Source organism: Tenacibaculum discolor, from assembly GCF_003664185.1.
Classification (GTDB): domain Bacteria; phylum Bacteroidota; class Bacteroidia; order Flavobacteriales; family Flavobacteriaceae; genus Polaribacter; species Polaribacter discolor.
This window is the reverse complement of record NZ_RCCS01000004.1, coordinates 439,387-461,192: the sequence shown is the minus strand read 5'-3', so window position 1 is coordinate 461,192 and position 21,806 is coordinate 439,387. Positions and strand designations below refer to the sequence as shown.

Sequence of the window (21,806 nt, the reverse complement as noted above, 5' to 3'; positions counted from 1 at the left end):
GTTGTTGCTCCAATGGAAAATCAAAATTGTTGTTAGTAATTTTGAGCTTTTTATATATAAATTTCTGGTTGTTAGTCAGAAATACTATTTAGTTTAAAATAAAAAAGAGGCACATTTATAGAGCCTCTTTTTCTGTAGAATTATTTTCTAATTCCTAATTCTTTAATAATCGCACGATATCTGTTAATATCTTTTTTCTTTAGATAATCTAATAAGCTTCTACGCTTACCTACCATACGTACTAACGAACGCTCAGTATTAAAATCTTTACGATTTCTTTTTAAGTGCTCAGTTAAGTGGTTAATTCTGTGCGTAAATAACGCGATTTGACCTTCAGCAGTACCAGTATCATTTGCTCCTTTACCGTGTTTTGCGAAGATTTGTTCTTTAACTTCTTTTGTTAAATACATGCCAATATTGTTTAAATGATTATTATGTACTCAATGCATTCACATTGAAGTTGCAAATGTACGATTATTTTTTGGAATGGATACGAAAAAGTTACAAAGCAAAAAAGCTAGCAAACGCTAGCTTTTTTGTTATGCTCTTACAGGTTGATTCTGTATTAAATCAATATATAAGTTAATTTGTTTTTTTAAGTCTTTTCGCTCAAAAATTGCATCTAAGAAACCATGTTCTAATAAGAATTCTGAACGTTGGAACCCCTCAGGTAAATCTTTACCAGTAGTATCTTTTACAATACGAGGACCAGCAAAACCTATTAATGCGTTTGGCTCAGCAATATTAATATCTCCTAACATAGCAAAAGAAGCTGTTGTTCCCCCAGTAGTTGGGTCAGTACATAAAGATACGTATGGAATTTTAGCATCTGCTAATTGTGCAAGTTTAGCAGAAGTTTTTGCTAATTGCATTAAAGAAAGAGATGCTTCTTGCATACGAGCTCCACCTGATTTAGATATCATTAAAAAAGGAATATTGTTTTTTATTGAATAGTCAATAGCTCTTGCTATTTTTTCTCCAACGACACTTCCCATTGAACCTCCAATAAAAGCAAAATCCATAGAAGCAACTACTAAGTCTTTTCCCATTGATTTACCTACAGCAGTACGTACAGCATCTTTTAAACCTGTTTTTTTCTGAGCAGCTTTTAATTTCTCAGGGTACTTTTTAGTATCTTCAAATTTTAAAGGATCTTTAGCAGATAGTTTTGGATCTAATTCTTTGAATTTATTGTCATCAAAAAAGATTTCAAAGTACTCTTTACTACCTATACGTACGTGGTATCCATCTTCTGGACTTACGTATAAGTTCTTTTTTAATTCGTCGGTATCAATTATTTTTCCGCTAGGGGTTTTATACCACAAGCCTTTAGGCGTGTCTTTTTTTTCTTCTGTTGGGGTTTGAATCCCTTTGTCTTTACGTTTAAACCAAGCCATAATTTAGTTTTTTATTCTTTAGTTGTTTGGTTTTCCTTTTTCAAAGAATATTATAATGTATTTACATTATTTAAATCTTCAAAAGCTTTCTTTAATCTAGCTTTAAAAGTTTGTTCTCCTTCACGTAACCATTTGCGAGGATCGTAATATTTTTTATTAGGAACATCATCACCTTCTGGGTTACCAATTTGCGATTGCAAATATGCAGATTTTTCAGACATATAATCACGAACACCTTCTGTAAATGCATATTGTAAATCGGTATCGATATTCATTTTAATAACTCCGTAGCTAATTGCTTCACGAATTTCTTCTAAAGTAGAACCCGATCCTCCATGGAATACAAAATCAATCGTATTATGAGGAACGTTATATTTTTCTGAAATATATTCTTGAGAGTTCTTTAATATCTTAGGAGTTAATTTTACATTCCCAGGTTTGTATACACCATGTACATTACCAAAAGCAGCAGCGATTGTAAATTGTGAGCTTACTTTCATTAATTCTTCATAAGCGTATGCTACTTCTTCAGGTTGAGTATATAGTTTAGAAACATCTACATCAGAGTTATCAACACCATCTTCTTCACCACCTGTAATTCCTAGTTCAATCTCTAAAGTCATTCCCATTTTACTCATACGAGCAAGGTATTCTTTACAAGTTTCGATGTTTTCTTCTATAGGTTCTTCACTTAAATCAATCATGTGAGAACTATATAAAGGTTTTCCTGTTTCTTTATAAAACTGCTCACTAGCATCTAATAAACCATCAATCCAAGGTAATAATTTTTTAGCAGCATGATCGGTATGTAAAATAACAGGAACTCCATATGCTTCTGCTAATAAATGTATATGTTTTGCACCGGCTACTGCACCTGCAATAGCAGCTTTTTCGTTGTCGTTTGATAAGCCTTTACCTGCATTGAATTGAGCACCTCCATTTGAGAACTGGATTATTACAGGCGAGTTAAGTTCTTTAGCTGTTTCTAAAACAGTATTAATAGTGTTTGATCCTACAACATTAACAGCTGGTAATGCAAAGCCTTTTTGTTTTGCTAATTCAAAAATCTCTTGAACTTCTTTTCCGGTGGCAACTCCAGGTTTAATCATTTTTTATTTGTTTAGTAGTGTGTTACATAAATTACGGAACAAATCTACACTTTTTTATACAAGTTGCGATAAATTTTTAACAGAAACTACTTTGTTAAAAGGGGTAATTAATACCTATATTTAGTACTGAGTTAGAGAAATTGAAGTTTTGAAACCACTTATTATTAGTTAAGTACGGTTCGTGTGCTTTGAATCCTAAATCTAATCTAGCAATTAAAAATTTAAAGTCATAACGAAGCCCAAAACCAGCACCAACAGCTATATCTTTTAAAGATTTAAAACCATTAAATTTAGCTGGGTCATCAACAAATTCTGTATTAGTTATATCCCAGATATTTCCTGCATCTACAAATAATGCAGATTTTAAGGAACCAAAAACATCAAAACGGTACTCAAAACTAGTTAAAAACTTCAAACTTCCTATGTTATATTCAATAACAGGAGCTCGTCTACCAGGTCCTAAATCATAGGTTCTCCAGGCGCGTATATCGTTAGAACCTCCTGCAAAATAACTACGAGAAAAAGGAACACCAGAATTATCATAAGTAAAAATAGCTCCAAGAAAAGTTCTATGAGCTAGGACATTGTTATCACCTAAGTTCCAATATTTTTTATATTCTAAGTCAGTTTTAAAATACTGTGCTATAGGAATTTTAAATACAGTTTTTTGACCAGAACTATTTGTTTTTTTAGATAGAAGCCCCATGATATTTCCAGAATTAGCGATTCGGAATTTAAAAAAAGAAAAACTAGCATCTTTAATACTTTCTTGATTATTGTAAGTATAACCGTAGGCTATTTCAGGAATTAAAAAGTCAGATGTTACAATATTATATCTGTTAGCTAGATTTAAAACATTTTGAAATTCGGTAGGGTTTGAAGCTGCGAAACCTGCATCAGTAATAACATCTGAAATAAAACTAATTATCTCATTAGAGTTACTAGGTGTGTTTTCTGGAAATGTATATGAAGGATTATAAATTTCAGCAACTTCAGCTAGTTTTCGATATTCTGAATTGTAAATAGAAAAATAATTATCAATGTTTAAGTTTCTAATATACTGAGTGTTTAATAGTTCTAATTGAATTGACTTTTTCTTATCATAGTCCCATTTATAATCTATTCCAACAGATATGTTTTGTTTGTCTAAACCAATATTTTTTTGAATCCCAATTCCTGAATAAAATTTAGTTCTAGGAAACATTCTTTTCGGTACTAGCTTATTTAGCCCAAAAGGAGCCATAAAGCGAGGTACTTCTAATGAAATATCAGAACCAATTTCCCAACCAGGACCATTATTGGAGTTAAAATAAGAACCAAAAGCTGATATTTTAAAAAGTTCAGCCCCTTTGAAAGTGTTTCTGTTTGTTAGTGAGAATTTTAACGAAACATCAAAGTTACGAATGTTTGAACGCGATAATTCGGTTTCTAAACCTAAAGTATATTTTTCAATAGGAGTTAAATACACATTTGCTTCCAGTTTGTTTTCACTGATCTCATTATATCGAATAGAGGTTGCTTTAAAGTTTTTTAGTCCTCTTAAATGTGTTCGTGTTAAGCTTCTAAGAGAATCGTTATAAACAGTATTTGGTTTTATAAATAAAGATTGTGATAAGTACTTAGGATTATATTTTAATTTCTTAAGCGCATAAAAATTAATCCCTTTATATGTAGTAGTATCCTTGTGTTCAGAGTTTCTTGTGTTGTAGGTATAATCGGTAAAAACATTTACTTTTTTTACTCTCTGAATTTGAAAAGGGACAGTTTTATCAGAAATATTAATATCTACATCCGATCTTTCATAGTTTTTTAAAGTATCAATATCAAAAGAAATATAATTTTCATTGAATTGATAAATTCCTTTGTTTCTGAAAAGTTTTACAAGTCGATTAGCCTCTTTTATAAAGTTGCCATTTTTATAATGGTCTCCAGATTTTAAATAACTTTTGTCTTTTGAAATCTGATATAGAGAGTCTAAAACTGGCGATGTAATAAAGGTTTTTATAGTGTCAAGGTAAGAAGGATTTCCTTTTGTAATATGGTAACTAATTTCTCCTTTCTTTTTACCGATAGTGTCTTTTTTTGAAGAAACTTTTGCTCTAAAATACCCTTCAGTTTGGAAGTAAGCCTTCAAATTATCTACAGTCCTATTGGTTTTTTTGTCATCAATTATAATTGGAGCTTGTCCACTAGTTATAAACCAATTATTAAATCCTATAAATGTCTTAGCTACAGCAATACTCTGTTTTTCGGAAAAAACATTTTTATAAAAGTTATAGGTTTTTGGGTGCTTTTTAGCCCATTCGCTTGGTGTTTTTGGAGCTTCTGGGTTGCCTAAATTATAAAAATGTAATGATAAAGGCATACCTAGAGCCTTAGCATTAGGACGTTGTATTAATAGCTCAGTAATATTTTCGCTTGAGTTTTTTACACTATCAATGTATACCGTGTTTTTGGCTAGCAATAACTCGTTTTCTTTAACATATTTAATCGTGCTACAAGAGCTGAATAAGACTACTAATAAAAAGAAGAAAGAAAGTTTTTTCATTAACTTTACGCCTCGTATTAAGAATCAAAAATACTATTTTTTAGTGGTTTTAGAGTGTTAAAAACAATTTAATGAGTTTATCTAAAAACAATATAAAGTTAATAACTAGTTTACAGCAAAAAAAGTATAGGCAAAAGCATCAATTATTTGTTGCAGAAGGGGTAAAGGTAGTTAAAGAATTGCTAGCCTCTTCTTTAGAGCTAGAAGAACTATATACTACAGATGAGTTATTCACTTCTTCGAAAAATGTTGAGATTACTTTGATCTCTGAAAAAGAATTAAAAAAGATAAGTACCCTAAAGACACCAAATAAAGTTTTAGGGGTATTTAAGATTCCTAAAGAAAAAGAAATTGATAGAAGTAGTTTTATAGTTGCTCTAGATGAAATTAACGATCCAGGAAACTTAGGAACAATTATTCGTTTATGTGATTGGTTTGGGGTTTCTGAATTAGTGTGCTCTAAGAATACAGTTGATTGTTACAACCAAAAAGTAGTGCAATCTAGCATGGGGTCGTTAACAAGAGTTCAGATTTCATATGTTGACTTGCCTGAGTTTTTAACAAACACTTCATTGCCTATTTATACGGCAGACATGCATGGTGATAATGTATATACTACATCATTACCTCAAAAAGCAATTTTAGTAATGGGAAATGAAGCAAATGGTATTTCACCTAAAGTTGCAGAGATCGTAAAGAATAGTGTAACTATTCCAAGGTTTGGTAATTTACAGAAAACTGAGAGTTTAAATGTAGCCACAGCTACTGCTATATTACTAAGTGAGTTTAAAAGAAATTTGGTTTAATACGATTAGATAGCTAATGCTTTATTTTTTTAGAGAAAGCTTCCAATTCTTCTTTGTAAGGACTATTAGTGTTTTGAGCAAAAGTTGAAAGATAATTTGTAATTTCAACAGGTTTTATTGGTTCGATATTCTCTTTTTTATGTAGTTCTGGATAACATGATATAAAGAACTTTTGTATATGAGCTATTAGCTTAATTAAGTCATTACAGTAAACTGAAGGATTATTGAAACCATTTTTTTTGCTATAACGATGAACTAATCTCCCTCCTTTACAAATTTCATTTAATGGACATTCTAAGCATTGTGTACAAAGTTTTGTATTGAAATCGTTAAAGTATAATTTACCTAAAGAGGTATGTTGTATATCTTGAAAATTGTTCTTTTTAATATTGAGTCCTGTTTTAGTAAAACCATGACCACAAGCTTTAAGAGAGTCAATAGCTTCTATTTCTCCATTCGTTTCGATAACTAAAACGGTTGATTCGTTTTTTGCTTTTTCATTAATTCTCATTAGAGAATTTAACAAGCCTAAAAATAATGGGATTTTAAATCGCTTCGTATCTTTAATCCAAATGTCAAATAAATTAATTAACCAATCTGCCATTAAGGTTTTGTCTTTATCGAAAGGAAAATTGTCATGTGTGTAATCAGGAATTAAAAAATTTACATAACTAACATTCATTTCCTTAAAGCTGTCATAAATATCTTTTGGGTTTTCTTTAATGTTAATTACACAAGCGATATCAGCAAAATTCATTTCATTTTTTAATAACTTAACACTTTCAAAAACTGTATCGTAGCTGCCATTTCCTTTATGGTCTACCCGATACATATCGTGTGCTTTTTTTGTTCCATCAACACTTACACTAGGGTAAATGTCTAGTTTTTTAAATAGTTCTATCCAACTTTTATCTAAAAGAACACCATTTGTTTGTAAATCGTATGAAAAAGAAACATCAGTAAGCTCGTTTTGAATTTTTTTTACCTTGTTAACAAAGTTTATATAAAAATCTTTGGAAGCAAGTAAAGGCTCTCCTCCATGAAAAATAAAAGAAAACTCTTTTTTCTGATATTTTTTTATGTAGTTTTTGGTTTTTTCAATAATATTATCAACTACTTCTGTAGACATAAATTTAGGCTGGTTTTTGTAGGTGGTGTCTCCAAGGTTGTACATGAAGCAGTATGAGCAATTAAGGTTACACCTGCTAGCAATTTTTATGGCCAAAGAATTAAAGTTCATAATTTGAAAGATGTTTATTAAAACAAGGAAATTATACAGAGATACAATTTCCTTGAAAAGATTATTATAAAGTTGTTCTATAGTTTAGATACTTCTTTTTCAGCATCCATTTCTATAAATCTGACACACTTTTGTTGCTTATCACTCCAAACTAATCCGTCAGGACATACTCTTCCCCCACCACTAGTAGGATAATAAATTTCTTCTTCAACATAAATAGCACCTCCTTTAATAAGGTCTAAATTGTCCGTTTGTAAGTTTGTGAACTTCTCTAATCCTTTTGGTAAAAAAAATGTTTTCTTCATAATTATTAATTTTAAGTTAATTGCTTACTCTATTTCTTTTTTAAGTTTAAAGATTACATTTTCAGCTACCTGCAAATCATTAAACTAATAGAGGTTAATAGACTTGTTTTTTTAACAAGTTTCTTAAATGAGTTGTCGCAAATATTAGCTATTTGATAATAAAAAGTAAGGTGACTATGTGACTATTTATAAAAAAGGGAGGTACAATTTTAAAATTATAGCAGTCTTTTAATAGTAGTAATTGGTTTGTTCTAAAAGAGAGTTCTTTTAAAGCTTTACGAAAAGTATAGAGATAATAGAAACCCTTTGTTTTTCTAGTATGAAAGCAAAGGGTTTGTTTATTGTAGTTTTAAGTTTTTAAGACTTAAAATAATCCGTTTATTTGAGAGTCTATTCGGTCGATGATATAGCCTAAATCTTCTTGATTGTCAACAAAGTCTAAATTGTCAACATCAATAATTAATAATTTTCCCTTGGTATATTGACTAATCCAAGCTTCATAACGTTCGTTTAATCGACTTAAATAATCAATACTTATAGAATTTTCATATTCTCTACCACGTTTATGAATTTGACCTACTAATGTAGAAATATCAGCACGTAAATAAATTAATAAATCTGGTGGAGTTACCAAGTTTTCCATTAACTCAAATAGAGAAGAGTAATTGCTATAATCTCTATTAGTCATTAACCCCATGGCATGTAAGTTAGGAGCAAAAATATGTGCATCCTCATAAATAGTTCTATCTTGAATTATTTTTTTACCAGATTTACGCAGCTCTAGTACCTGACGAAAACGACTATTTAAAAAGTAAACTTGTAAATTAAAAGACCAACGCTCCATTTCGCCATAGAAATCGTCTAAATATGGATTTTCGTCAACTGATTCAAAATGAGCTTCCCAATTGTAGTGTTTTGCTAATAATTTTGTTAAAGTGGTTTTACCCGCGCCAATGTTTCCGGCAATTGCTACGTGCATAATTGTGTGTGTAAAATGTTTTTTAATATCGCTGGCACTGCCAGATTAGGGGAGGGTAAAATTACATAAAAAAAGGAATTCATAAACAATTTAACAGATCAATTTATAACCATAACCTCTTACATTAACAATTTGAATATTTTCATTGTGTTTTAGTTTCTTTCGTAACTTAGAAATAAAGACATCCATACTTTTTTCTTAAAAGAATTTATTTTTACATCAAAATATACATATAATAGAGTGCTTAATAATGGAGAAATAATTGATAGTTATGGTTTTTTAAGGGCTGATCTCACGTATCAGAAAAAAGATAGTAAATGAGATATAAAGTAGGAGTTACAAATCTATTAAATTCAACAGGATTGAACCAGAATAGTAGTAATGATATTTATGTAAGTAACTCTTCGTATGTAATTCAACCTAGAGTAGCTGTGTTTATAATAAAATATAATTTATAATAAATAAAAGAGGAGTCAAATTTGACTCCTCTTTATTTTATTAGTTCTTAAAAATTATCTAATAGCTATTTTTCTAGTTACTTGCTTTCCTGCATTTTCAATTTGTAAAAGGTAAAGTCCGCTAGCAGCTTTAGTCAGTTGTACATTTTCATTAAATTGACTAGAGATTGTTGAGAACTTTTGAGTTTCTATTAATCTTCCTCTAAAGTCAAAAAGTCTAATAATTGTAGTCTCTTTGTCTTTTACCTTGAAACTTACTGTAAACTCCCCGTTTGAAGGGATAGGATATGTAAGTAAATCATCAAATAAAGTATTATCGGTAGCAAAACTCTCTTCAACTGTTACAGTATAATCTTCTACCTCACCACTAAAGTTTAATCCACAAGAATTCGGGTTGCTATCTTGTTTTGTAGAAACTCTCATTGTTGTAGCCCCAAGTGGTGCATTTTCTGGTACCCTTATAGAAACGCTGTTAGATACTATTTCATAAGTTTCATCAGCATCAAATGTACAGTTATGATTCCAATCTATCCAAGCAAATGTATTTATGTTATCGCTTCCTGCTGTATTGATAGTGGTTGTTAAATCGTAGGTTTCACCTCTAACTATTTGAGTCGTTGTTGATTTAAAATCTGAATATCCATTTGTCTTATCAGAATTATTATTGATGCCGTTAAAAGTAACATTAGTAATACTTAATTGAGATTCAGTATTACCAGAAGAATTACAAAGACTATTGTTTACATTTAAAAGTGTATTTACCGATTTGGTCATTGAGGTACTATTAGCGGTAACAGTAATTGTATAATCTCCTGTAGCAACATCCGTTAAGTTAGTTACTGTTAAGGTAAATTTTCCACTGTTATTAATACTAGAAGGATTCAATGTAATAGTTGAGTTTGTTGGTGCTCCTGAATAAGAAAGGTTAACAGTTTCAGTAAAACCATATAGAGCGGTATAATCAAAATCAAAACTAACTTCATTTGTAGCTTGTTTACATACAGATAAATCTCCAGTACTATTTGAAATAGAGAAAGTAGGTTCTAAAACTGTAATAGTATAATCTTCTACTTCACCATTAAAACTCAGTTCACAGGAATTTGGGTCACTGTCTAACTTTGTAGAAACTCTCATAATTGTAGAACCTGTAGGAATCCCTTCAGGAACTGTAATTAAAAGACTACTAGAAGAGGTTAAGTTATAAGTTTCATCAATGTCAAATACACAATTTTGGTTCCAATCAATCCATGCAAATGTTTTTATGTTGCTATTTCCATCAGTATTGATAGAAGTAGTTAAATTATAATTTTCACCTCTAACAACGTCTGTGCTTTGGCTTGTAAAGTCTGAATAACCATTTGTTTTATTTGAGTTATTATTAATGCTATTAAAGGTAACATTAGTAATACTTAATTGAGATAAAATATTACCAGAAGAATTACAAAGACCATCATTTACGTTTAATAGTATGTCAACAGATTTAGTTACTGAACCTGATGTCGCTGAAACAGTAATTGTGTAATCTCCTTTAGTAACCTTTGTAAGATCTGTTACGGTTAAGGTGAATTTTCCACTACTACTAATTGTAGAGTTGCTTAATGTTACTACAGAATTCGCAGGAGATCCTGAGTAAGATAGATTTACTGTATCGTTAAAACCGTATAAGGCATTATAGTCAAAATCAAAAACCAGTTCATTTGTGCCTAAGTTACATACGGACATGTCTCCTGTATTATTAACTATTGAATAAGTAGGGGTTGTAGGGAAAATCGTTAAACTGGTATTATTTATGTTATAAAAAATATTATCCGCGGCTTCCACTAATATTCTAGCGTTTGTAGTAGGATTGTCAGGTATAATAATATCCTCTGAACCGTCATTAGGTGTGTTACTTTTTAAGGTAATAGGGAATGTAAGACCACCATCTGTTGAAAGTTTTATATTAACATTAGCACAGTTAATAGGAGCTTGGTCAGATGTTCCTTTGCTCCAAGTAATGGTTTGTGTAGAACCTGCTCCCCAATCTACACTAGAATTAGGGCTTGTTATAGTAAACGCTTCTGCATCAGTAACAGTTACTTTTATATCGTCTCTATCAGAACTACCACCACCAGGATTATTATCTCTTACGGTTAATGCAAAGTCTAGTTCTCTTGCCACAGAAGGTAAAACTTCCCATGTTGTAGAAGTATTACCACTCAATACGGTAGAAAGTGCAGGCATGTATCTGTTAGGAGATGAAGAAGGAAGTAATGATCTGAACATAGGTCCACCAGTATTAGTAGATAATGGAGACATTGTTGCTGTTTCATTGTCGATTTGCTCCCAAGTGTATGTTAAAGAAGATGTTCCATCAGCATCTGTAGCTTGTCCTTTCAAAATAAATGGAGTAGATTTAGGAATACTTACATTGTTTCCTGCATTAGCAGTAGGAGGATTATTTCCTGTACTTGTTGAGGTAGCACAACTTCCTGATCCTTGCACGTGATTCCACATTTGAGCTATACTAACAGCGTGAAAATAATCATCACTTACATCTTGTACGTTAGGAGAGCAAATACCAGCATAAGCCATAATTGTAGAACCACTTCCAGGTTCAACAGCCGTACTAGTACTTCTATTTCCATCACAAGAATTATTAAATGTATGAGTTGCCCCAAATTGATGTCCAACTTCGTGTGCAACATAATCTATATCGTAGGTGTCACCAATAGGTTGGCTTCTACCTGTAACTCCTTGAGCCTTGAAGTTTGTAACACAAACAGAATTTAGCTGGGCTAGCCCTCCAGCACCAGTACTAAATGTATGCCCAATATCGTAATTAGCATCTCCAATAATATTATCGCATTTTGCTTGACTTTCGTCAATTAAAGTACTAGCATTATCATTGGTTAATCCATCTGTGTCAGCATCTAAGAAAATTAAGGAATCATTGTTGTCCACAATAATCATTCTTACAGCTAAATCTCTTTCATAAACACTATTTACACGAGTCATAGTAGTGTTCATAGCAGATAATACGGCTGCTTTTTTTTCTGCGTTACTAGCTGTTGATGATACTCCTTGATTGTTTATATGGAATTGAGCATATTCACCAGTACAAGCTATCGCCATTCTATAAGTTCTTAAGTTACCATCATTAGCGTTCCTTCTTTGGCGTGGCGATATATTTTCATCTTGTATAGCGTCTTTAACTTCACACAAAAATTCATCTTTAGAAGGAGATAAGCTACTCTTTTTGTAAATTATATACTCTCTGTAATCTTTAGTATAAGGGTTTATGTATGAAGTACCTTCATTTGCTGAAAAAATAATTGCGTGAACTCCATCTTTTCCAATGCTTACTTTAGCTGAAGAAGAAGGGTTGTCAATACCTTGTGCGGAAAAAGACTTAATCATTGGGAACTTTTCAGCCAAACCAGAAGCTAAATAAGAGGTTTCTTTTATTGAAAACCTTTCTAACTTTCCATTAGCATTAGGAAGTTGAATGATTTTTGAATTAGATGTGTTTTTAGATAATGAGTTTGGCAATATGTTTTTAAAGCCATCTAAATCTAAACTCATCAAAATGTATTGCTTAGGTAAAGAATTAGTATTAAAAACTTCTTTTTTCTGCTGAGTAATAGCATCTTTTTGAATTCTTGTCCATAGTTGTTGAGAAAACAAATTAGCTATTGATAAATAGAAAGCAAATAAAAAAGGAAGGGTACTTTTTTTAAACATGATTTTTGTAATTGATATACGTTTAGTTTATAACAGTAAAACTCTAAATTTCCCTACCTTTGTAAGGTAGTTTAGCGGTACAATTTATGAATAAAAAAATAAGAATTAGTGATCTAGGAAGAAAAGATTACAAAGAAACATGGGATTATCAAACTAACCTTTTAGATGAAATAGTATCATTAAAAAGAGAAAGAAGAAATGGAGATAGTGAAATTGTAACTCCTAATTACTTTCTGTTTGTTGAACATCCACATGTTTATACCCTAGGTAAATCAGGAGATATTAATAATTTATTATTGAATGAAGAGAAGCTTAAAGAGAAAGAAGCGACTTTTTATAAAATTAATAGAGGAGGAGATATTACTTATCATGGTCCAGGACAAATTGTTGGTTATCCAATTTTAGATTTAGAAAACTTTTTTACGGATATTCATAAGTATTTGCGTTTGCTAGAAGAATCAATTATTTTAACAATTGCAGAATACGGATTAGAAGGAGAAAGAAGTGAAGGAGAAACTGGTGTTTGGCTAGGTGTAGGTACACCATTTGCAAGAAAAATTTGCGCTATGGGAATTAGAGCAAGTAGGTGGGTTACTATGCATGGTTTTGCTTTGAATGTAAATGCCAATTTAGGTTATTTTGATAACATTATTCCTTGTGGAATACGTGGTAAGGCAGTAACTTCAATGGAAGCAGAGTTAGGTAGAAAGGTTTCAGAGGAAGAAGTAAAAGAAAAAATTTTAAAACATTTTAAAGAGTTATTTGAAGTAGAAGAATTTATAAAATCATAAAAAAAGGGTTGACAATTGTCAACCCTTTTTTTAGATCTTAAAAACTAAAATTATTTCTTAGCTTTAACTTCAAAAGAAATTTCCATTAAGTCGTTGATGAACTTATCTTTTAATGCAGCATCAATTTTCTTAGACTTGTATGTAACACCAAAGTCAGTTCTGTCAATAGAAAAAACATCACTTTTAAAAGTTACCATATCGTCAGCTTCTGTAACAGTAGCAGGAATAGTAATACTCTTAGTAACATCTTTAAGAGTTAAGTTTCCTGTAACGTGTACTTTTCCATCTTTTAACTCAGAACTTGCTACTTCAAATTTAGCAGTTGGGAACTTTTCAACATCAAAGAAATCTGTATTTTTTAAGTGCTTTTCTAAATCCTCTTTGCCATCACCAGCCTTTAAATCTTCACAAGAAATTGTAGTCATGTCGATAATGAACTCTCCAGACTTTACATTTCCGTTTTCAACCTCTAAAGTTCCTTTTTCTAAACTTACTACACCGTTGTGAGAACCAGTTGGTTTGCTTCCTTTCCAAGTTACAGTTGATTCTGCAACATTAGCTTTATAAGTATTGATGATGTTTTCTGTTTTTGCAACTTCTTTAACTTCGTCGCTAACAGCAGCTTTGTTTTTTTCTGTCTTACAAGAAACTGCTCCAATTGCAATAAAAGCAATAGCTAAAATTGTTTTTTTCATTTTTGTGTTTTTAATAATGATTATTAATCAGGTACAAATATAATTAAAAATAATTCCCATGGAAATTATTTTTTATCTTTGGAATCGATAATGATAGTTACAGGACCATCATTTAGTAATTCCACTTTCATGTCAGCTCCAAATTGACCAGTTTGTACTTTTTTTCCTAAATCAATTTCAACCTGTTGAACAAATTTTTCATATAAAGGAATAGCAATATCAGGTTTAGCAGCTTTAATATAACTAGGACGATTTCCTTTTTTAGTAGAAGCATGTAGGGTGAATTGACTTACAGCAATTATATCTCCATTAATATCTTTAATCGATTTATTCATAACACCTTCATCATCATTGAAAATACGGAGGTTAGTTATTTTGTTTGATAACCACTTAATATCTTCTTGAGTATCTTCATTAACAATTCCAAGTAAAATTAAAAGACCACTTTGTATTTCGGCTACTTTTTTATTTTCAATGGTAACGCTAGCTTTTGAAACGCGTTGAATTACAATTTTCATTTTATATAGATTGTTGGGGGGGGGTAAATTTTTGTAAATGGTAGACTAATTTATATTATTCCCAAATATCAGTTCTGTAGTGTTCATCTTCTCCTTCTAAAATCTGTAGGTAACTTTTATAACGAGACCAAGCAATCTCTTCATTTTCTAAGGCTTCTTTAACAGCACACTGTGGTTCGTTTACATGAATACAATTATTGAATTTACAGTTTTGTTTTAAAGCAAAAAACTCAGGGAAATAATCGCCTAATTCATCTTTATCCATGTCAACTACACCAAAACCTTTAATTCCGGGAGTATCAATAATACGAGCATCAAAACTTAAATCGAACATTTCTGCAAATGTTGTAGTGTGTTGTCCTTGCTTGTGTTGTTCAGATATTTCTTTTGTTTTTAGGTCTAAGGAAGGTTCAATAGCATTTACTAAGGTAGTTTTTCCAACACCAGAATGACCAGCAAACATACTTACTTTACCAGTCATTAATGCTTTGATTTTATCAATATTGATGTTTTGAGTAGCGGAAACTTCTATACATTCATAGCCAATAGCTTCATAAATATCTTTTAAGTACATAATTTCGGCACGTTGCTCAATTTCATAAGAGTCAATTTTATTAAAAACTAATATAGTTTTAATAGAATAGGCTTCAGCAGTAACTAAAAAACGATCGATGAATGTGGTAAAAGTAGGAGGGTTGTCAATAGTAATTAATAAAAATACTTGATCAATATTAGAAGCAATGACATGAGTTTGCTTAGATAAGTTTACCGACTTACGAACTATATAATTTTTTCGTTCGTGAATATTGGTAATTAAGCCTGTTTCCTCATCATTTTTGGTTTCTAATGAAAAATCAACAATATCACCTACCGAGATAGGATTGGTACTTTTAATTCCTTTGATTCGAAATTTTCCCTTAATGCGACACTTATATAGTTCGCCTTCAGATTTTACCCAATACCAACTTCCTGTAGATTTATAAACCGTTCCTGTCATAGAACAAAGATGAGAATAAAAATTGAATGTTTTAGTATTGTTTAATCTGTTAAATCGTTAATTTTCTGAGTAACTGTTCCTCTTTCTGAGATTCTAATAATCATGAAAATTAATTTAGGTATGAAACCTGGAGAAATAACTAAATCAGCTTTTTCAGTTATTTTAATATCTCTTTTTTGTATAGTGTTTTCAAAATCACTAGTTGGTGTGTTGGCTAATTCTACAGCAAAATCCCAAGCACCATTTCTAGCTAATTCCATGCTAAAATCAACTAAAAAGTCGTCAACATCTTTAGTCCAGATAAGGATTTTCTTTAAAAAAGGATATACTTTGGCTAAATCATCTTGAACATCATTAACTAAAGAGGATAAAATTTCATTAATCTTATTAAAGTCATCATGTAAGTTTTGGATATTTTGCCCTTTGGAAACTTCTGCTGCCGCTATTCCCAAATCTAAATTAATATGTGTGTTCATACCAACTAATAAGTGTTGTAAAACTATATACCAATACTTATTAGCTATACTAAAAGCTCTTTCCCAAGAAGAAGTAATAGGTGTATTATTTTTGTAATTATAATAGGCATCTATGTATCTTTTAGCAAAAATTATATCGAGCTTTTCCATTCGTTGGTTATCATCAAAATAGTCGCTTTGTATGCCTTCTTTTACTTTTATTGTTACTTTTTGGTATAAAGCAGCAAAATAGCCTAATGGACTTTCGTTTTCTATAGATTCGTTAATGATGTCTTGTAATATGTTTATTACATCATCAATTGTATGGATAGGTTTCATTCTTTTAAGTTTGGTTGGATGAAAATACAATAAAATAGAATAAGAAAGACCGCTAGTTTGTAGCGGTCTTTTAGGTGTTTAATTGTTGATAATTTTCTCTTGATGATTTATACTTTCTTGGTGTATTGCTTTAAACATTTTAAGTACAAATTCTTCACTTAAGCCACGTTCATCGCCTTCTAAAATCATTTTACCTAGTATCTCATTCCATCGCTTAGTTTGTAAAATAGCAACGTTTTTCTCTTTTTTTAATTTACCAATTGAATCTGCTATTTTCATACGTTTACCTAGCATTTCAATTAATTGATGATCTACTACGTCAATTTGAGTACGTAGTGTATTTAAAGCGTTTCTGTACTCAGTTTCTGTATCGGTAGCTTTTCTAACTTTTAAATCAATCATCATTTGAATTAATGATTTAGGTGTAATTTGTTGTGCGGCATCGCTCCAAGCATTATCAGGATCGTAATGAGTCTCGACCATTAAGCCATCAAAGTTTAAATCAAGAGCAGTTTGGCAAACATCAAAAATAATATCACGACGACCAGCAATATGTGAAGGGTCACAAATTAGTGGTAAATCTGGAAAGCGATTTTGTAATTCAATAGGAATTTGCCATTCAGGGTTGTTACGGTATCTAGTTTTTTCATATGTAGAGAATCCTCTATGAATAACCCCCAATTTTTTAATGTTTTTAGCATATAAACGCTCAATAGCACCTAACCATAATGGTAAATCTGGGTTTACAGGGTTTTTTACTAATACAATTTTATCAGTTCCTTCTAAAGCATCTGCAATTTCTTGAACGATAAATGGGCTTACGGTGGTACGGGCACCAATCCATAAAATATCTACATCGTGTTCTAAAGCTAACTTTACGTGATCTTTGTTCGCAACTTCAGTAGCAATTAACATTCCTGTTTCTTGTTTGGCTTTTTGTAACCATTTTAAGCCTAAAGCACCTACACCTTCAAAATTTCCAGGTCTGGTACGAGGTTTCCAAATACCAGCTCTTAATACAGTGGCATCAGTATTTTTTAATTCGTGTGCAATTTGTAATACTTGTTCTTCAGTTTCAGCACTACAAGGTCCTGCAATTACTAGTGGGTGTCCTAATCCGAAGGCATCTAACCACGTTCTTAATTCTTTTGTATTCTCCATTTGAGTTTCTATTGTTGAGGTACTCCCTCTAAAATTCCGTTTAAAATCTGTTTTATATAATTTGTATTTTCCATTTCTGTATAGATTTCTGGAAAATCGTTTTCTTCTAATAAGGTTTTGAATTGTTGTAAGTTATGAATATACTCATTTAAAGACTCAATAACATTTTCTTTGTTTTGCTCAAAAATAGGGGTCCACATTGCGGGTGAGCTTTTAGCTAATCGTACTGTAGAAGCAAAACCACTACCAGCCATATCAAAAATATCACGTTCGTTTTTCTCTTTTTCAATAACCGTTTTACCTAACATAAAAGAACTAATGTGTGATAAATGCGAAACATAAGCAATATGTTTATCGTGTGATTTTGGGTCCATATAACGAATACGCATTCCTAATTTTGAAAAAATTTCTAAGGCTTTTTCTTGTAACTTAAAAGCTGTTTTTTCTACTTCGCAGATAATGTTAGTTTTACTTCTAAATAAATTTATCAATGCTGCATTTGGTCCTGAAAACTCTGTTCCAGCAATCGGATGCGTAGCTAAAAAATTTCTTCTCTTCGGGTGGTTTTTAATAACATTGCAAATTTGTTCTTTAGTCGAGCCTACATCAAAAACCAAACAATCATCAGAAATAATATCCAATGTTTTCAAAATTACTTCTTGTGAAACATCTACAGGAATAGCAATAATAACTATGTCTGCATTTGATAATTCTGAAAATACCGCTTTTTGATGGATAATCCCTTTTTCTAAAGCAAGATCTCCATGTTCTTCATTGGAGTCAATTCCGTAGATAGTTGCATTTTTAAATGCTTGCTGAATATCTAGGGCAAAACTTCCGCCGATTAATCCTAAACCTATAATAAATATGTTCATTATATTCTATTGATTGCTTCTTTTATTTTTTCTTCTGGTACACACAATGAAAAGCGGATATAACCTTCTCCTTGACTACCAAAAATGGTTCCTGGAGCGGCAAAAATGTGCTTGTTGTATAATAACTCATCAATCATTCCTTCAGACGTTTTTCCTTCAGGGAGTTTACACCAAACAAACATTCCTGAGGTATTTTTATCGTAGGTGCATCCTAGTTTTTCTGCTAATTCAAATACTAATTTTTGTCTCTTTTTATAGGTGTTGTTTAATTGTATAAACCAATCCTTGTCTAACTCTAAAGCTTTTGTTGCTCCTTTTTGGATTCCGTAAAACATCCCTGAATCCATTTGAGTTTTTACTTTTAAAATTTCAGTTAAGAATTCAGGTTTTCCAAGTAACATTCCAACACGCCATCCCGCCATATTGAATGATTTACTAACCGAGTTTAATTCAATAGCAATGTCTTTAGCTCCTTCAATGTGTAAAATACTTTGAGGGTGTTCATTCAGTATAAAGCTATATGGATTGTCATTTACAATAACAATGTTGTGCTTCTTTCCAAAGTTAATCAACTTTTGAAAAGTTTCTTTGGTTGCCTCAGCACCTGTTGGCATATGCGGATAATTTACCCACATTAACTTTATTTTTGAAGTATCTAGTTTTTCTAAGGCATCAAAGTTAGGTTGCCAGTTAGTAGCTTCTTCCAAATCGTAAAAAATAGGTTCTCCTCCCAATAAATTGGTTACAGAACTGTAGGTAGGATATCCTGGGTTAGGAATCAATACCTGATCTCCTTCGTTTAAAAAGGCTAATGAAATATGCATAATTCCTTCTTTGCTTCCCATTAAAGGAAGTACTTCGTTGGTAGGATTTATGGAAACTTTATAGTTATTATGATAAAAGTTAGCAACCGCTTGTCTAAACTCTGGTAAACCTTGATAACTCTGATAGCTATGTGCTCCAGTATCTTGTAAACTATCTTGAATAGCTTTTAATACCGATGTTGGAGGTTGTAAATCAGGGCTGCCAATACCAATGTTTATAATTGGTTTACCTTCTGAAATTAATTGACGTACTTCTTGTAATTTTTTAGAGAAGTAGTACTCTTGTACGGTTTGTAATCGATTAGCAAACTGTATCATAATCTTCCGTTTTTATATTCTCCTAATATTTTAAATTCTTCTGCCATAATTTGAATTATAGCCTTTGCTTTTTCATAATCTTCATATTTGTCAAAGGTTACATCAACAAAAAAAGCATACTTCCAAGGTGTTTCAATTTTGGGTAACGATTGTATTTTGGTAAGGTTTAATTTACAATCACTCATTACGTTTAACATTGCTGCTAAACTTCCTCTTTTATGATCTAATTCAAATTTTAATGAAGCTTTATTAATTTCATTTTTACCGTTTTTAGGAAGGCTTGTTTGAAGAAATACAAAGCGAGTTGCGTTATTTTTAATAGTTTGAATTTCATCTTCAATAATTGATAAACCAAAAATATTAGCTGCCATTTTTGGTGCAATTGCAGCAATACCTTTTAATTGATTTTCTGCAATTCTTTTTGCGACTGCAGAGGTGTCAACGTCTTCAACAAGTTTTATATGTTTATGCTGTTTGAAAAACTCTTTACATTGTAATAAAGCCATTGGATGTGAGCAAACTTCAGTAATATCTTCAATTTTTTGGCTAGGTAGTGCCATCAAATGATGATGTATAGGTAGATAATACTCCCCAGAAATATGTAAATCATGTTTATCAATTAAAGCATAATTTGGTATGATTGAACCAGCAATAGTGTTCTCTAAGGCCATAACAGCTAACTCACTTTTTGAGCTTAAAAGACTATCAACTAATATATCAAAAGATAAACACTCATTTAAGTTGATGTTTTCTCCGTAGTAGTTGTTTGCAACAATATGGTGGTTGCTTCCTTGTATTCCTTGAATGGCTATTTCTTTCATTTTTAATCAAAAAAAAAGCCTCGATAAACTCGAGACTTTGATTGGGTATATGTTTTTTTGTTAGGTTAACAATATGATACAAAGTCTCGTCTCTTACTAAAAAAGTAAAAGTAAAAATAGAAACCTTGCCATACGTTTTGTAACATCATTGTATTTGTGTTCTTTGTACAGGACAAATCTTAGAAATAAATTTAACTAAACCAAACTTTTTTTTGAAAAAATGTAAAAAAGAAAAAAGCTCCTCTAAAAAAGAGAAGCTTTTTGCGGTCTGGACGGGACTCGAACCCGCGACCCCATGCGTGACAGGCATGTATTCTAACCAGCTGAACTACCAGACCGTTGCTTGAAGCAATATGTTATTTGTTTTAGAGAAACTTTAGCGGTCTGGACGGGACTCGAACCCGCGACCCCATGCGTGACAGGCATGTATTCTAACCAGCTGAACTACCAGACCGTTGCTCTAAGCGGATGCAAATATATAACCTTTTTTTAAATAAAAAAGAGTTATTTTATAAAAAATTCTGTCTACTGATAAGATAAGAGGTAAGTATTTTATCATAGCCCTCATTTATGTCTACCGGGACATAATCTATCTTGTATTGTAAGCATTTGTTTTTTAGGTTGTTGAAAAAAACGCTGCTCAATTCTTGATATTTTTGTTGCACATTTTCGGCGTATAAATTTATTTCTTCACCAGTTTCAATATCTACAAATTTTTTTGGTGCATTGTCAAAATCAAACAAAAACTCTGTTTTTTTATCATAGGTATGAAACAAGACAACCTCGTGTTTATTAAATTTTAGATGTCGTAACGCGTCAAAAAGCTCTTCTTCATTTTTACTAGTCTGAAACATATCTGTAAATAAGAAAATCAAAGACCTCCTATGAATCTTTTCAGCTATTTCATGTAAGTATTGATAGGTTTCCGTTGTGGCGTCAGATTTAGAGGATAATAACTGCTCTAATTGATTCAAAAGCATTTTACGGTGACGTTCACTTCCTTTTTCAGGAGCGTAATATTCATAAGTGTCTGAGTAAATACTTAACCCAACAGCATCGCGTTGTCTTTTTAAAATATCCATTAAAGAAGCTGCAGCAACTGTAGAGAAGCCAATTTTATTCAAATTATCAACTGATTGATTTTTGCTGATAGGGTAATGCATAGAAGCTGAGTTGTCGATAATTAAATGACACCTAAGATTTGTTTCTTCTTCATATTTTTTGGTGTATAGCTTTTCAGTTTTAGCAAACAACTTCCAATCAATGTGTCGAGTGCTTTCTCCTTTATTATAAAGTTTGTGTTCAGAAAATTCAACCGAAAATCCATGAAACGGACTTTTGTGCATACCTGTTATAAAACCTTCTACTACTTGTTTAGCCAGTAATTCGAGGTTTTTTAGTTCAGAAGTCGTGTTTTTAAGATCAATCATATAGTTTCGAAGATAAA

General features: G+C 31.3%; 20 protein-coding genes, 2 tRNA genes and 1 pseudogene. 3 read left to right on the top strand and 20 right to left on the bottom strand.

Going from position 1 to position 21,806, the window contains the following annotated elements; genetic code table 11:
• Positions 1-140 precede the first annotated feature (140 nt).
• The 4 genes from rpsO to tamL form a co-directional block, all read right to left on the bottom strand.
• The gene (rpsO, locus tag C8N27_RS02665) at positions 141-410 is read right to left on the bottom strand and encodes a 30S ribosomal protein S15 (RefSeq protein WP_099215837.1); all 270 of its coding nucleotides are present in this window, start codon (positions 408-410) and stop codon (positions 141-143) included.
• 129 nt (positions 411-539) lie between these two features.
• Positions 540-1,397 carry an acetyl-CoA carboxylase, carboxyltransferase subunit beta gene (gene accD / locus C8N27_RS02660; RefSeq protein ID WP_099215838.1) on the bottom strand — a complete coding sequence of 286 codons (858 nt, stop codon included), beginning with the start codon at positions 1,395-1,397 and terminating at the stop codon, positions 540-542.
• A 50-nt stretch (positions 1,398-1,447) separates the two neighbouring features.
• Positions 1,448-2,506, bottom strand: a complete 1,059-nt coding sequence (fbaA, locus tag C8N27_RS02655; RefSeq protein ID WP_121146167.1) for a class II fructose-bisphosphate aldolase — start codon at positions 2,504-2,506, stop codon at positions 1,448-1,450.
• 94 nt (positions 2,507-2,600) lie between these two features.
• A complete protein-coding gene (tamL, locus tag C8N27_RS02650) occupies positions 2,601-5,054 on the bottom strand; it encodes a translocation and assembly module lipoprotein TamL (RefSeq protein WP_121146166.1) in 2,454 nt (817 codons plus the stop codon).
• A gap of 71 nt (positions 5,055-5,125) precedes the next feature.
• Between tamL and C8N27_RS02645 the strand changes: the two genes are divergently transcribed.
• Complete coding sequence (locus C8N27_RS02645) at positions 5,126-5,860, top strand: TrmH family RNA methyltransferase (protein WP_121146165.1); 735 nt, start codon at positions 5,126-5,128, stop codon at positions 5,858-5,860.
• A 13-nt stretch (positions 5,861-5,873) separates the two neighbouring features.
• On the opposite strand, the gene C8N27_RS02640 is transcribed toward C8N27_RS02645, so the two are convergent.
• From C8N27_RS02640 to C8N27_RS02625, 4 genes and pseudogenes are all read right to left on the bottom strand, one after another.
• Positions 5,874-7,100: a radical SAM protein gene (locus C8N27_RS02640; protein ID WP_121146164.1), complete on the bottom strand. Its 1,227-nt coding sequence runs from the start codon at positions 7,098-7,100 to the stop codon at positions 5,874-5,876.
• Positions 7,101-7,177: 77 nt separating this feature from the next.
• Entirely contained in the window at positions 7,178-7,405 is a 228-nt protein-coding gene (locus tag C8N27_RS02635) for a hypothetical protein (protein WP_099215843.1), read from the bottom strand.
• 364 nt (positions 7,406-7,769) lie between these two features.
• Complete coding sequence (locus C8N27_RS02630; protein ID WP_099215844.1) at positions 7,770-8,384, bottom strand: deoxynucleoside kinase; 615 nt, start codon at positions 8,382-8,384, stop codon at positions 7,770-7,772.
• A gap of 90 nt (positions 8,385-8,474) precedes the next feature.
• Positions 8,475-8,579: pseudogene (locus C8N27_RS02625) on the bottom strand (winged helix-turn-helix domain-containing protein); the annotation flags it as partial.
• Positions 8,580-8,701: 122 nt separating this feature from the next.
• Here C8N27_RS02625 and C8N27_RS15835 point away from each other — a divergent pair.
• On the top strand, positions 8,702-8,842 hold the full coding sequence (locus C8N27_RS15835; protein ID WP_167444713.1) for a hypothetical protein: 141 nt from the start codon (positions 8,702-8,704) through the stop codon (positions 8,840-8,842).
• A gap of 54 nt (positions 8,843-8,896) precedes the next feature.
• Here the strand turns inward: C8N27_RS15835 and C8N27_RS02620 are convergent, their stop codons facing one another.
• Positions 8,897-12,565 (bottom strand): GEVED domain-containing protein, encoded by a 3,669-nt coding sequence (locus C8N27_RS02620; protein ID WP_121146163.1) that lies wholly within the window; start codon positions 12,563-12,565, stop codon positions 8,897-8,899.
• Between the two features lie 86 nt (positions 12,566-12,651).
• On the opposite strand from C8N27_RS02620, the gene lipB reads away from it, so the two are divergent.
• Positions 12,652-13,356: a lipoyl(octanoyl) transferase LipB gene (lipB, locus tag C8N27_RS02615; RefSeq protein ID WP_099215847.1), complete on the top strand. Its 705-nt coding sequence runs from the start codon at positions 12,652-12,654 to the stop codon at positions 13,354-13,356.
• 50 nt (positions 13,357-13,406) lie between these two features.
• Here the strand turns inward: lipB and C8N27_RS02610 are convergent, their stop codons facing one another.
• The 11 genes from C8N27_RS02610 to C8N27_RS02560 form a co-directional block, all read right to left on the bottom strand.
• Positions 13,407-14,051 carry a YceI family protein gene (locus C8N27_RS02610; RefSeq protein ID WP_121146162.1) on the bottom strand — a complete coding sequence of 215 codons (645 nt, stop codon included), beginning with the start codon at positions 14,049-14,051 and terminating at the stop codon, positions 13,407-13,409.
• 65 nt (positions 14,052-14,116) lie between these two features.
• The gene (gene dtd / locus C8N27_RS02605) at positions 14,117-14,569 is read right to left on the bottom strand and encodes a D-aminoacyl-tRNA deacylase (protein ID WP_121146161.1); all 453 of its coding nucleotides are present in this window, start codon (positions 14,567-14,569) and stop codon (positions 14,117-14,119) included.
• Positions 14,570-14,624: 55 nt separating this feature from the next.
• Complete coding sequence (gene rsgA, locus C8N27_RS02600) at positions 14,625-15,566, bottom strand: ribosome small subunit-dependent GTPase A (RefSeq protein ID WP_121146160.1); 942 nt, start codon at positions 15,564-15,566, stop codon at positions 14,625-14,627.
• Positions 15,567-15,607: 41 nt separating this feature from the next.
• Positions 15,608-16,360, bottom strand: coding sequence for a DUF5995 family protein (locus C8N27_RS02595; protein WP_121146159.1), 753 nt, complete (start codon positions 16,358-16,360; stop codon positions 15,608-15,610).
• Positions 16,361-16,438: 78 nt separating this feature from the next.
• The gene (locus tag C8N27_RS02590; protein ID WP_099215852.1) at positions 16,439-17,521 is read right to left on the bottom strand and encodes a bifunctional 3-deoxy-7-phosphoheptulonate synthase/chorismate mutase type II; all 1,083 of its coding nucleotides are present in this window, start codon (positions 17,519-17,521) and stop codon (positions 16,439-16,441) included.
• An 8-nt stretch (positions 17,522-17,529) separates the two neighbouring features.
• The gene (locus C8N27_RS02585; RefSeq protein WP_208639298.1) at positions 17,530-18,396 is read right to left on the bottom strand and encodes a prephenate dehydrogenase; all 867 of its coding nucleotides are present in this window, start codon (positions 18,394-18,396) and stop codon (positions 17,530-17,532) included.
• Positions 18,396-19,538 carry a pyridoxal phosphate-dependent aminotransferase gene (locus C8N27_RS02580; protein ID WP_121146157.1) on the bottom strand — a complete coding sequence of 381 codons (1,143 nt, stop codon included), beginning with the start codon at positions 19,536-19,538 and terminating at the stop codon, positions 18,396-18,398. The genes C8N27_RS02585 and C8N27_RS02580 overlap by 1 nt, the downstream gene beginning before the upstream one ends.
• Entirely contained in the window at positions 19,535-20,359 is an 825-nt protein-coding gene (locus C8N27_RS02575; protein WP_121146156.1) for a prephenate dehydratase, read from the bottom strand. The genes C8N27_RS02580 and C8N27_RS02575 overlap by 4 nt, the downstream gene beginning before the upstream one ends.
• Before the next feature lie 264 nt (positions 20,360-20,623).
• Positions 20,624-20,697 (bottom strand) — tRNA-Asp (locus C8N27_RS02570).
• Between the two features lie 42 nt (positions 20,698-20,739).
• Positions 20,740-20,813, bottom strand: a tRNA-Asp gene (locus C8N27_RS02565).
• A 55-nt stretch (positions 20,814-20,868) separates the two neighbouring features.
• On the bottom strand, positions 20,869-21,789 hold the full coding sequence (locus tag C8N27_RS02560; RefSeq protein WP_121146155.1) for a DUF58 domain-containing protein: 921 nt from the start codon (positions 21,787-21,789) through the stop codon (positions 20,869-20,871).
• Positions 21,790-21,806 lie beyond the last annotated feature (17 nt).